At 48.9% G+C, this 11,932-nt stretch carries 11 protein-coding genes and 1 tRNA gene; 4 read left to right on the top strand and 8 right to left on the bottom strand.

The features are described 5' to 3' along the window. Positions 1 to 324: 324 nt before the first annotated feature. The 3 genes from rpsT to ACFWUL_RS02625 all read right to left on the bottom strand — a co-directional run bounded on the left by rpsT (position 325) and on the right by ACFWUL_RS02625 (position 2,244). Complete coding sequence (rpsT, locus tag ACFWUL_RS02635) at positions 325 to 672, bottom strand: 30S ribosomal protein S20 (RefSeq protein ID WP_374110507.1); 348 nt, start codon at positions 670 to 672, stop codon at positions 325 to 327. Positions 673 to 799: 127 nt separating this feature from the next. After that, the gene (locus tag ACFWUL_RS02630) at positions 800 to 2,050 is read right to left on the bottom strand and encodes a M20 metallopeptidase family protein (RefSeq protein WP_297041659.1); all 1,251 of its coding nucleotides are present in this window, start codon (positions 2,048 to 2,050) and stop codon (positions 800 to 802) included. 41 nt (positions 2,051 to 2,091) lie between these two features. After that, positions 2,092 to 2,244 carry a hypothetical protein gene (locus ACFWUL_RS02625; RefSeq protein ID WP_297041660.1) on the bottom strand — a complete coding sequence of 51 codons (153 nt, stop codon included), beginning with the start codon at positions 2,242 to 2,244 and terminating at the stop codon, positions 2,092 to 2,094. A gap of 150 nt (positions 2,245 to 2,394) precedes the next feature. Between ACFWUL_RS02625 and ACFWUL_RS02620 the strand changes: the two genes are divergently transcribed. The 4 genes from ACFWUL_RS02620 to ACFWUL_RS02605 all read left to right on the top strand — a co-directional run bounded on the left by ACFWUL_RS02620 (position 2,395) and on the right by ACFWUL_RS02605 (position 6,284). Next, positions 2,395 to 2,480, top strand: a tRNA-Leu gene (locus ACFWUL_RS02620). Positions 2,481 to 2,655: 175 nt separating this feature from the next. Beyond that, on the top strand, positions 2,656 to 3,105 hold the full coding sequence (locus ACFWUL_RS02615) for a MarR family winged helix-turn-helix transcriptional regulator (protein WP_416177720.1): 450 nt from the start codon (positions 2,656 to 2,658) through the stop codon (positions 3,103 to 3,105). After that, the gene (locus ACFWUL_RS02610; RefSeq protein ID WP_416177719.1) at positions 3,102 to 4,427 is read left to right on the top strand and encodes an MATE family efflux transporter; all 1,326 of its coding nucleotides are present in this window, start codon (positions 3,102 to 3,104) and stop codon (positions 4,425 to 4,427) included. Before ACFWUL_RS02615 ends, ACFWUL_RS02610 begins: the two co-directional genes overlap by 4 nt. 279 nt (positions 4,428 to 4,706) lie before the next feature. Then, positions 4,707 to 6,284 carry an IS1182 family transposase gene (locus tag ACFWUL_RS02605; RefSeq protein WP_416177718.1) on the top strand — a complete coding sequence of 526 codons (1,578 nt, stop codon included), beginning with the start codon at positions 4,707 to 4,709 and terminating at the stop codon, positions 6,282 to 6,284. Between the two features lie 155 nt (positions 6,285 to 6,439). Here the strand turns inward: ACFWUL_RS02605 and ACFWUL_RS02600 are convergent, their stop codons facing one another. From ACFWUL_RS02600 to rbfA, 5 genes are all read right to left on the bottom strand, one after another. Next, on the bottom strand, positions 6,440 to 7,651 hold the full coding sequence (locus tag ACFWUL_RS02600) for a PLP-dependent aminotransferase family protein (RefSeq protein WP_416177717.1): 1,212 nt from the start codon (positions 7,649 to 7,651) through the stop codon (positions 6,440 to 6,442). Between the two features lie 1,179 nt (positions 7,652 to 8,830). Beyond that, complete coding sequence (gene ribF, locus ACFWUL_RS02595; RefSeq protein WP_297021596.1) at positions 8,831 to 9,760, bottom strand: riboflavin biosynthesis protein RibF; 930 nt, start codon at positions 9,758 to 9,760, stop codon at positions 8,831 to 8,833. A gap of 3 nt (positions 9,761 to 9,763) precedes the next feature. Continuing rightward, a complete protein-coding gene (gene truB / locus ACFWUL_RS02590) occupies positions 9,764 to 10,615 on the bottom strand; it encodes a tRNA pseudouridine(55) synthase TruB (RefSeq protein ID WP_416177716.1) in 852 nt (283 codons plus the stop codon). After that, on the bottom strand, positions 10,615 to 11,580 hold the full coding sequence (locus tag ACFWUL_RS02585) for a DHH family phosphoesterase (protein ID WP_297021606.1): 966 nt from the start codon (positions 11,578 to 11,580) through the stop codon (positions 10,615 to 10,617). The genes truB and ACFWUL_RS02585 overlap by 1 nt, the downstream gene beginning before the upstream one ends. Next, positions 11,577 to 11,930, bottom strand: coding sequence for a 30S ribosome-binding factor RbfA (rbfA, locus tag ACFWUL_RS02580; protein ID WP_297021609.1), 354 nt, complete (start codon positions 11,928 to 11,930; stop codon positions 11,577 to 11,579). The genes ACFWUL_RS02585 and rbfA overlap by 4 nt, the downstream gene beginning before the upstream one ends. Positions 11,931 to 11,932 lie beyond the last annotated feature (2 nt).

Below are 11,932 nucleotides of genomic sequence, written 5' to 3'. Positions count from 1 at the left end.
TCTGGAATAAGTATACCATTATTTGCTGTGTCCGGCAATACAATCTATTATTTATGAAATTAGACACTAGCTCCTGGCTTCCAGGAAAGCTGGCCAGCCTACAGCACGAATGACTGACGGGAATACGGGGTGGAAGCGCTGCAGGCGGATCAGCCTTCCTAACAGCTAGCCGCCAGAAGCTAGAAGCTCCATTCGGATGACTCTACCCACCAGCACCGAACACCAACAGCTCGACAAACCGCAATTTGGCACTCTATTCCCGCCCTTTTGCAAAAAAAAAGAACCGCAGCGATAAAATCGTTACAGTTCCTTTAAAAAGTCTCATTAAGCCTTTTCTTCCATCTTTTCCTTGTAAGCTTCCTTTGCTTCTTCCTTAGCTTCTTCAGCCTTTTCCTTAGCTTCAGCAGCCTTAGCTTTCGCAATAGCAGCGTTTACGTTTGCGTTCAGACGGGATTTTTTACGAGCAGCTGCATTCTTATGAATGACGCCCTTCTGAGCAGCACTATCAATGATGCTTACAGCGGCGCGAAAAGCTTCATCCTTGTTTTCAGAGGTAGCAGCAGCTACAGCTTTCTTCATAGCGCCGTGAATCTGGGATTTAACAGCAGCGTTGGCAGCTCTTTTAGCAGCGTCCTGTCTCATGCTTTTCATATTAGCTTTAATCTGTGGCAATGTATTTCACCTCCCGTCTGCATTATTCATACCATGTCATTTTATCATATTTCGCAGGCCATGGCAAGAAACTTTCTGTAGAAGTTTTATTAAAGCAGCTCACCTATGGACAATCATCCACTAAATTTTATTCCGTCAGTTTCAGCATGCTCTCCAGGTCCACTTTGTGGAAAGATGGAGTCTTCGGTTTTTCTTTCAGAACCGCCGTCACATAGGACAGGGCAGCTGCCACGCCGGTGATAAGGCCCTCTTCGGCAATATCAAATTTCGGCGTATGGTGAGGGCTCCCACTCCCTACCGCGGGATCATTGATACCGGTAAAGAAGAAGACTCCCGGCCAGGTGGATTCGGTAATAGAGAAGGTTTCTGTGGCCATCCACATGGGGCAGTCCCTGTCCAGTGCTCCTTCTCCCAGGTTTTCCACTACCGCTTTTCGTGCCAGGTCTACGCATTCCTTTGTATTTACGGTAACCGGGAAATACTGGTCTTCCACCACTTCTACGGTGCAGCCATGGAGGGCCGCCGTGTTCTTTGCAAGGTCCAGCAGGGTCTTCCGGAAGGCCAGGCCATCATCGTTCTTTGTGCAGCGGGCAGTGCCTGCAAATTCGAGAACTTCCGGAATGATATTCGGTTCATGGCCGGCCTGGACCGATCCGAAGGAATAGGTGAAGCTATCTGTCGGTGCGGTCATACGCATACGGTAAGATCGGAGTTCGGATGCAATGGAAATGAAGCATTCGATGGGGCTCACTGCCATATCCGGACGGCTGCCGTGACCACTCTTTCCATGGAGCCGGATTCGGAAGAAATAGGCTCCAGCCATGGCGGTACCATAGAGAATTCCTACTTTTCCTGCCGGGAGGCTCCACATGACGTGGGTACCAAAGCAGGTGTCCACATGGATATGATGGTCCCGGATGTAGCGGAGAAGCGGCGCAATGCCTCGTTCTCCCATTTCCTCCGCCTCTTCAAACATGAGTACCACTTTGCCTTCCCAGCCCTCTGTATGCCCAGAAAGAATTTTAGCCTCTGTCAGGAGCATAGCCGTATGACCATCATGGCCGCAGGCATGCATAACCCCATCATTTTTCGAAAGGCAGACTTTCTCCTTCGTCAGATTGATGGGATCTTCCTTAATGGGAAGTGCATCGATGTCAGCCCGCATGAGGACCGTCCATCCCGGTTTCCCGCTGTCTATAAAACCGAGAACCCCGCCATGGGGTACCCGTACAGTCTCGATACCCAGATCATGAAGAAATTTTTCAATGAAATCCATGGTCTTGAACTCTTTCTGTGAGAGTTCCGGATTTTCATGGAAATGACGGCGCAGTGCGATGACCGTGTCTCTTTCCTTTTCTGCCAATTGCTTTATCTGCAAAAGAATCCCTCCTTATAGATCTATATATGATAAATGACCTTTTATTTCCGATTCCGCCATACATAGAGCGCAGACAGCACAAATGCCGCTACCACGATGGTTGTGGCACAGAGCGAAAGAAAATCCCTGTGCTCATACAGGCGGGACAGACTGAAAAGGGCCAGTATCCCCAGCAGTACCAGTTTAATATGCAAAGTATCATCTCCTGTAATAGGATATGTATAATCATAACACAACCATTCACAAAGAATCATAAATTTCCTGCAAAACGTAGAAAATAATTCTATGTACTTTCAAAAATATTGACGGTTGCTTCTTTTCTGTGCTAAAATGGTTACCGATATGCCGGAGTGGCGGAATGGCAGACGCACCAGACTCAAAATCTGGCGATGGCAACATCGTGCGGGTTCAAGTCCCGCCTCCGGCACCAGTAAAAACGCTTTCACAATCTGAAAATGATTGTGGAAGCGTTTTTTATTTATATCTGCCCCTGCCATGAATCAGCATCACAATAAATTCCTCCCATAAAATGTCAATAATTTGACAATAAAGCGGTCTTCTGCTACAATGCAAACAGTCAATTTATTGACATTCAAGGAGGTTCTATGATGGAAATGAAATTTTCCACCCTATACAACCTGGTAAACAGCATGAACTCTGTCTACCAGAAAATCCAGAAAGCCAGTGGTCTTCCGTCTTCGGAGTACTGGGTCATGTTTTCTGTCTACAAGGACGGCAGCCGGTTTGCCCATGAAATCTGCCTTTCCACCTTTATGAGCCGGCAGACCGCAAGCCTGGCCATTAAAAACCTTGTCAGGAAAGGCTGGCTCACGGTGGAAGTGTCCCCGGAGAATCGGAGGACTAAAGAACTTCACACCACCGAAGAAGGAATGATCTTTGCCAAACAGTTTATTTTCCCCGTAGGGCAGCTCGAAGAGAAGGCCTGGTCCCGGCTTTCTCCGGAAGAAAAGGAATCTTCCATCACCATCATGTCCCGGTTCCGGTCTTTCTTTATCGAAGAAGCGGAGCCTCTCTTGAAGGAGGTAACGCCTTGAATTCCCTTTCTACCCATCTGAGCGTCGTAAAACTTCTTCGCCTTGTCACGCCTACCGTGCTTATGATGGTTTTTATTTCTATCTACTACATGGCCGATGGATTCTTCGTGTCTAATTTTGTAGGGAAGACTCCTTTCGCCGGGCTGAATATCATTTTCCCGGCACTCATGATGTTCTCTTCCCTGGGATTCATGTTCTCCACCGGAGGAAGCGCCTACGTTTCCAAACTTCTGGGTGAAAAGAAGGAAGACGAAGGCCGGGCTGCCTTTACCACGATTGTCCTTGCCTGCCTGGGCCTCAGTATGGTTCTCGCCATGCTGGGCTATTTCCTGACCCCCGCCATTTCCTCCTTGCTCGGTGCAGAAGGAGATCTTTTATCATATAGCGTTCTTTATGGCCACATTCTCTTTCCTGCTATCCCCTTTTTCGTCATGCAGAACATGCTGCAGGGATTTCTCCTTACCTCCAGAAAAGGCGCCCTGGGATTTTCGTTCATGTTCATTGCAGGTATGATGAACATCCTCCTGGATGCCCTGTTCGTTGTCTTTTTTCAGTGGGGACTGCCGGGAGCCGCCTATGCCACAGTGCTCTCACAAATGACCGGCGCCCTGCTGCCGATCCTGTATTTTTCCCGTACCCCTGACAAGGTGCTGTACTTCACAAAGCCCCTTGTTTCCCTCCACCCTGTATCCCGGTCCATGGCTAATGGTCTTTCCGGCCTGATGACCTATGTATCCGCCCCCCTTGTCACCATGCTCTATAACTATGAACTTCTTACCTGGCTCGGTGAAGACGGACTGGCCGCATACAGTGTTATTTCCTACATTTCCTTCCTCTTTGATGCGGTCTATATGGGCTACTCCGATGCCCTCATCCCGGTCACCGCCTACCAGTACGGTGCCCGAAACCGGCAGGAACTATCCCACCTGCTCCATAGCAGTCTGAAAATTCTCTCGGTTGCGGGACTCATCCTATCCTTTACTGCCTTTGCCGCAGCCCCATATCTGGCATCCTTCTTCGTGGGCTATGACCGGAGCCTCACAGAGCTCACCACCCATGCCTTCCGGCTTTACTGTCTCTGCTACCTGCTCTCCGGTTTTTCAAAATACGGAGATGCCTTCTTTACCGCACTGAATAACGGCACAGTGTCAGCGGTCATTTCCTTTTCCCACACCCTTATTTTCGAAGTGGCGGCTATTCTCCTGCTCCCTGCTCTTCTGGGCCCTGACGGTCTCTGGCTCTCCCTCACCGCCGCAGAAATAGGCTCAGTAGCAGTGGTGGCAGCTTTTTTGAAAGGCTTGAAGGGGGAATATGGGTACTGATGGGTAACGGGCTAAGGAGGCATACAGGCTGCAGGTCGGCATCGCTGCGCTCGCTAACCGGTTTGTGGTTTTTGGAAGGCTGGCGCCTTCCCGAAGAAAGTGGCTGCTTATCCGCGGCGGGGCCGCTGTTCTACCTTATATCACCGCTTCAGCGAACTGGGCCGCTGACTTATATCACTACGAAAAAAGGGGCTGTGAAATAATTGAATTAAAACAGTCGCCAAAAAAGGTGTCTGACTCAAGCGAGCCGGACACCTTTTTCAGTGGTATTATAGTGTTATGATGAAATGCAAAAATACCAGTTATCATTGTACCCCACGGCAGGGCTTTTTGCCACTGTCTATTGCATCTTATCTGCCAATTGATGACCCTGTTTTTGAATTTGACCATTTAATGGAGGCTATAGGATTAAGAAAATATCTTCCGGTACAGTCCCACTGCTCTGCAGGCCGCATCGGATACAATCCGGTCATTTTACTTAAACTCGTGCTTTTCGGATTTATGCTGGGGTATTGTTCTTTACGCAGCCTGGAGAAGGCCTGCCGTACAGATCTGCGATTTATTTACCTCTCAGACGGTCAGGCTCCCAGTTACCGCACTTTTGCAAACTTTATCAACAAAGTTCTAGCCAATTGTATTGAGGACATTTTCAATGCGGTTAATGCAGAAATCTTCAAGGAAGACCACGTCGATCTCAACCATCTTTATATCGATGGCACCAAAATGGAGGCCAACGCCAATAAATACAGCTGGGTGTGGAAAAAAACAACTATAAAATCCCGGTATCACCTGTATGAGAAGATTACGTCACTGCTGAATGAAATTAACTGCGAGCTGGCAACAGAAGGAGCAACAATAGAAACGAGCACCGAATACGTTCCGGATTATCTGGAGGAAAAGCTGGAAGCTCTTGAACGCTTCTGGAATCTGGATGAAAAGGAATTTGTCCATGGTCCGGGACATCGCAAGACTCCACACCAGCGTATGTGTGAAAAGCTAAAGCAATATACGGATAAACTCAGGGAATATGGAGAAAAGATAAGGATCTGCGGCCCTAATCGAAACAGCTACTCGAAAACTGATCCTTCAGCTACATTTATGCGGGTAAAGAAGGATTATGTAGGTAATGACCAGCTTCTTCCTGCATACAACGTGCAGTTTGGCATCGCCGACGAATATATTGCCGTTTTGGATGTCAGCCAGTGCCGGTCAGATATGAACTGCTTCATTCCCCTGATAGAAAAGTTCCATAAGACCTATCATTTTTATCCGAAATACCCGGTAGCAGATGCGGGATATGGCTCATTTAACAACTATATCTACTGCGAACAGCATGGCATGAAAAAATTCATGAAATTCCCCATGTTTAAGAAACAGACAAGCGATGCCAAGTACAGGGATAACCCATTCCGGGCGGAGAATTTTACAATTGATGCCAACGGAATCATGCGCTGCCCCTTCGGCAGGGCATTCAGGCTCCAATACAGAAAGTCGATTCCAGGTAACCACTACGGGCGCCAGGAAGAGATTTACCAGTGTGAAGACTGTAGCGGATGCCCCTATGCCGAGAAATGTAAAAGGACACCAAGAAACCGGACAGTTCAGATTAATCAGGAACTGACTTCCATGCATAAAGAAGTCATCGCCAACCTGGAAAGTATTCAGGGAGCCCTGCTCAGAATGAACCGTTCCATCCAGTCGGAAGGTACTTTTGGAATCATAAAAAACGACCACGGATACAAGAGAATCGTCAGAAGAGGTACGAATCCTGTAAAAGTAGAGATTTACCTCATGGCGATAGGCCAAAATCTGAATAAACATTACCATAAACGCATGAGAATGCGAAGAGCAGCATAAAATAAAATAATTGGGATGACTGGGGAAAGGGGGAAGTATACTCAATTTCAGCAAAATAAATGGATATTTAACTGGAATACAAAAAAGGAGGCTGTGAATAAAAATGATTTCTCATTTTTTCACAGCCCCTTTTTATTGCCGCTTATACTTTATACTTATTTCTTGGAATCAGCAAGATAAGCCTTCAGGGCATCGGCCAGTCTCTTTACCCCTTCTTCAATGACATCATCATCATTGTAGGAGAAGTTCAGACGGAAGTAGTTCTTCTTCTTGGATTCCGGGAAGAAGGCATCACCCGGTACGTAAGCAACCTTGCGGTCCAGTGCGTACTTGAAGAGGTCACGGGAGTTGCAGCCTTCCGGCAGTTCTACCCACAGGAAGAGGCCGCCATGGGGATAAGTGCATTTTACATCGGAGGGGAAGTACTTCTTGATGGCATTGCACATTACATCCCGGCGATGGCCGTAAAGTTTGCAGTTATCTTTGATGTGTCCTTCGAAGTCGTAGTTCTTCATGTACATAGCCACTTCACGCTGGGTAACAGAAGGAGTAGCCAGGTCCGTGGAACCTTTGACCAGGTCGAACTTCGGCAGCATTTCATCGTTGACCACCATCCATGCCAGTCTCATGCCGGGAGCCAGGGTCTTGGAGAAGGTGCCGGAATACATGACGAGATGTTTCGGATCCATGGTGATGAGCGGAGCAATTTCTTCACCTTCGAAACGGAGATCACCGTAGGGGTTATCTTCGAATACGGGGATTTCGAATTTCGTTACGATTTCCATGAATTTCTTGCGCCGTTCCAGGCTCATGCAGCGGCCGGTGGGGTTCTGGTAGTTCGGAATAACGTAAATGAATTTTACGTTGTCGTTATTTTCCAGTACCTTTTCCAGTTCTTCCGGAATGATGCCGTCATCATCGGTAGGAACTTCGATGTATCTTGGCTGTTCGAAATCAAAAGCACCGATAGCGCCCAGGTATGTCGGGCTTTCGCAGAGTACCACATCTCCCTTGTTCAGGAAGACACGGCCTGTGATATCGAGGCCCTGCTGGGAACCGGTGACGATCATGATGTTCTTCGGATCCACCTTGTACATGCCCATGGGCTGGTACATGCGGTTCATACGGTCCGCAATGGCCTGGCGGAGTCCCATGAAGCCGAGGGACGGGCCATACTGCATGGCGCCGGCGCCATCTTCTTCTCTTACTTTGATAGCAACTTCAGTCAGTTCCTTCAGGGGGAATGTCTTCGGAGCAGGAAGGCCGCCTGCAAAGGAAATGATATCCGGCTGTGCGGTGAGCGCCAGAAGGGGACCCAGGTCAGACGGTTTCATATTAGCCAGTACATCAGAAAAACGAATTGCCATAAATATCTCTCCTTTACTCTCGAAAACAGAATGAACTCATTCCGTTTTCATGGATTTTTATAAATGCTCCGGTGGCTGTGGTAAGGAAGCACTGACGAAATCCGACGGAGCGAATGGGTCAGGAATCCGTAAAAACCATGGAGTCCGCAAGCAAATATAAATACTACAGGAAATCCCCGGGCCATCTGCCAATAGCCTGAAAGTCCTTAGTACTATTATTTTAAAACGGACGCCATGGGATGTCAATGAAAAGGAATATTGCGGTTTGACGAGCTGTTGAGGGAGCTGATGGATAGAGTCATTCGCGCAGGGGCTTCTAGCTGCTAGCGGCTAGCAACTAGGAAAGCTCTACAGCCTACGGCACGAATGACTGGCGGAAATACCGGGTGGGAAGCGCCGCAGGCGGATCAGCTTTCCTAGCAGCTAGAAGCTAAAAGCCAGCAGCCCCATGTGAGTGACTCTACACGTAAGCATACTAACCGCTAACCCCAACAGCTCGACAAACTGAAATATCGTAGCAATCCCATTTTGTGAAATTAAAAAGCCGCCTTTCGGCGGCCCACAGGTACGAAGTTATTTCTTTTTCATCGATTCAATTTCCAGTAATGCCCAGCAAACAGTTTCCTGTTTTTCTTCTTCAACCATAACTTCTTTTTCAACCTGCTGTTCTTTCATGTCTGTTTCTGCCTCCATCAAAAAAGCCCGCATCATCACGAGCCACATAGAAGAATATTTTGTATGGTTATAATATATATCTTTTATAACTACTTATCCAATATTTCTTTTACAGATTTCCATTTTTTACTTGAAATTTTATTCATAGATTGAGTAGCTTGAATCGGCTATAAAATTGATTCATTTTTGTATTGATTCCAGGGTATCCTTTTTAAAAGGTTCCCGCAAATTACATAGTATGCATGATTATTTTATTTCTGTTCAGTCTTCCCGTATATTATAACCTGTAAGTTATGTAATAATCTGATAAAAGTGGGAATTTATATAGAGCTTCCACCAAACTCCGGAAATTTTTCCTGAAGCCATGCAAAAAAACAGCCGGGGAATGTCAATACCGACTTTCAGAGACCGGTTACATTCTCAGGCTGTTTTTTATGCAGGAAATATTTCACAGGCAGTCTTCAATACTGCAGGAGGCATCCGGGACGGTACTTCGAATACTCCCTAATCCAACGTGCCCAATACTTTCTTCGCTTCCAATACGTCTTTTTCTATCTGTTCCCGCAGGGCAGAGGTCGAGGGGAATCGGATTTCTCCCCGAAGCCGCCGGATCCATCGGAGCGTAAAGGGGCTGCCGTAGATGGATTCGTCGAAATGGAAGATAAAGGTTTCTATGGTTCTTTCTTCGTTGCCAAAGGTGGGATTGGTGCCCACGTTAGTAATGGCAGGATAAGTCCGGCCGCCGATGATGGCTTCTGTGGCATAAACGCCGTCGGCGGGGCAGACACGGTTTTCCGGAAGCTCCAAGTTCGCCGTGGGAAATCCCAGGATGTCAGTGCCCCTGTGAAATCCATGGACAATATCACCGGATGTGGTATAGGGCCGTCCCAGAAGGCGGGCCGCCTCTTCCATATTTCCATGCTGGATGAGCCGGCGGATGGCGGTACTGGAGACGATTTTCCCGTCCTCAGAAATAAGGCGGACTACTTCTGCCTTCACCGGCCTGTTCCGGAAGAAATCCAGAAGCAGGGAACTCTTTCCGAGAGCGCCGTGGCCGAAGGTAAAGTTTTCTCCTGTCACTATGCCCGCCAGTCCCGGCAGGGCTGCCAGTTCTTCCAGAAACGTTTCCGCCGGTTTCTGCAGGAATTCCCGATTCGGTTCCAGAAAAAGGGCCAGTTTCATGCCCGCCGCTTCGAAGGATCGTTCCTTTTCTATCCGATCCTGGAGGAGGGGCACATGGATATCCGGTGAAAGGACAGCCATAGGATGGGGCCAGAAGGTGAGGACTCCCGGCAGTGCGGTAAGGGAATGGGCCATTTCCTTCGTTTTAGCAAAGACCTGCCGGTGTCCCCTGTGGCAGCCGTCAAAAAATCCCAGTGCCAGCACGTATTTCTGCCCTTTCGGCAGTTCCTTCAATGAATGATAGATAACCATAGCTCAGGAAAACACTTTCTTTGGATGAATAATTCCCTTTTCAATGGAAGCTATACCCAGAAAACGGGAGCCCGAGAAAATAGCCGCCCGTTCCCGGTCCCCTTCTTTTGTGCGGAGCCTCTTCCCCTGGAGAAAGCCTGTCGCTTGCTCTTCAGGAATGTCCACCTGGTCCAGGGCAGAAAGGATGGGGTGCAGGTCTTCTATCACCGCCCCCGCCGGATCCTTTTCAATCTCTTCCAGGGTACAGGCATCCTTCAGGGAAAAGGGTCCCATTTCCGTGCGGGTAAGAGCGCTCATGGTAAGAAGACAGCCAGCCTTTTTCCCCAAGTCCCGCCCCAGGGCCCGGATATAGGTACCGGCACTGCAGGTAACGGACAAATGAATGAGCGGTGGCTGAATGTCCTCTATGGTCAATTCGTAAATGGTGACAGGACGGGGGGGCAGGTCCACTTTCTTTCCTTTCCTTGCCAGTTTATAGGCCCGCTCTCCGTGGACTTTCAGTGCCGAGTAGGCAGAGGGCACCTGCATGATGGGCCCCCGCATGGTTTCGGCCGCCTTTTCAAAGACCGAAAGATCTTCAGGAATGGGGCCCTTTTCAAGGACCCTGCCGGTCATATCTTCCGTGTCCGTGGCGATGCCCATGGTAAATTCCGCTTCGTAGGTCTTTCTGTGGATGGGGGCATACTCGATAAGCCTTGCAGCCCGTCCGAGAAATACGGGAAGAACCCCGGAGGCCATGGGATCCAGGGTGCCGCCATGGCCGATTTTCTTCTGGTGGTAAATCTTTCGAAGTTTCGCAATTACGTCGAAGGAGGTCCACCCCTTCGGTTTCACCACATTGATGACGCCATCCATCAGAGGTATTTCTCCGCTGCCTTTACGAAGAGAGGCTCTGCTCCTTCAAAAGAGTCATGGATGGTGCAGCCCGAAGCTTTCCAGTGGCCGCCGCCGCCGAATTCCGCTGCCAGTTCTCCCACATTGGCATAATCCTTGGAACGGAGGGAAATCCGGGTTTCCTTGTCTCCTTTGTACTTGAAGAGGGCCGCAATTTCACAGCCCCTGATGCACCGGGGAATGGAGGCATAGGCATCGGAATTTTCCCCGTCCAGGTCCATGGCTTCTTTGCCCATGTAGGCAATCACGATTTTCCCATTATCGTAGGAATGGACCGTACCTGCCACGAGCTGGTAGCATTTCATGGCTTCCTCCGTCTTTTCATCGAGACGGTTGGAGATATAGGAAGGATCCGCTCCCATGGCTACAAGCTGGCTGGCCATGAGCAGGGTGTGGGGGGAAGTACAGCTGAACTTGAAGAAACCGCTGTCCGTACCGATGGCCATGTAGAGGGCATTGCAGGTGTCCTTATCCATCTGTATATTCGCATCAAAGAACATTTCCGCCAGCATTTCTGCGGTGGCCGCATACTTGTACTGCAGGTACAGGTAGTCCGTGTATCGTTCATTGGACCGATGATGGTCGATGCAGAGGCTGTCTACGTCGGGGAAATCAAAGTTTCCTCCCCGTTCCAGGTTTCCCAGGTCCGTGAAGACAAGGGCATCATAGTCTCTTCCTTCCGGAATAGACGTATGTACCAGTTCCGTGGTCTTGATGAGCCGGTACACCTGGGGCACCGGATCCGGCAGCACCATGTCCGCTTCCTTTCCCATGGAGAGGAGCACATTGTGGAGGGCACAGATAGAGCCTACATCATCACCGTCCGGATGTTCATGGCCTACAAGGAGAAAACGGTTATGGGATTTCAGAAAGGCCATGGCCTCTTCTTTGGTGATTTCTTTGGCATGATTCAGGGCAAGGCTCATTTGTCTTCCTCCTTATGAATTTTTTTCAGAAGGCCATCGATATGCATCCCATAGTCCAGGGATGTATCTTCTTCAAAAGAAATTTCCGGGGTGTAGTAAATCTTGAGCCGCTGCCCAAGTTCCCGGCGGATGAATCCTTTCCCCCGGTTCAAAGCTTCCAGGGATGCCGCCTTTTCTTCGTCTTTTCCGAAGAGGGAGACGAAGATTTTCGCTTCCCGAAGATCCCCGGTCACTTCGACGCCGGTGACGGTGACAAATCCGATGCGGGGATCCTTCAGGTCATGGAGCAGCATGCTGCTCACTTCCTGTTTAATAAATTCCTGTACTTTCCGTACGCGTAATTCAGACATGG

This window comes from Dialister sp., assembly GCF_047832375.1.
In the GTDB taxonomy this organism is placed as follows: domain Bacteria; phylum Bacillota; class Negativicutes; order Veillonellales; family Dialisteraceae; genus Dialister.
This window is presented reverse-complemented; position numbering and strand designations above follow the sequence as displayed.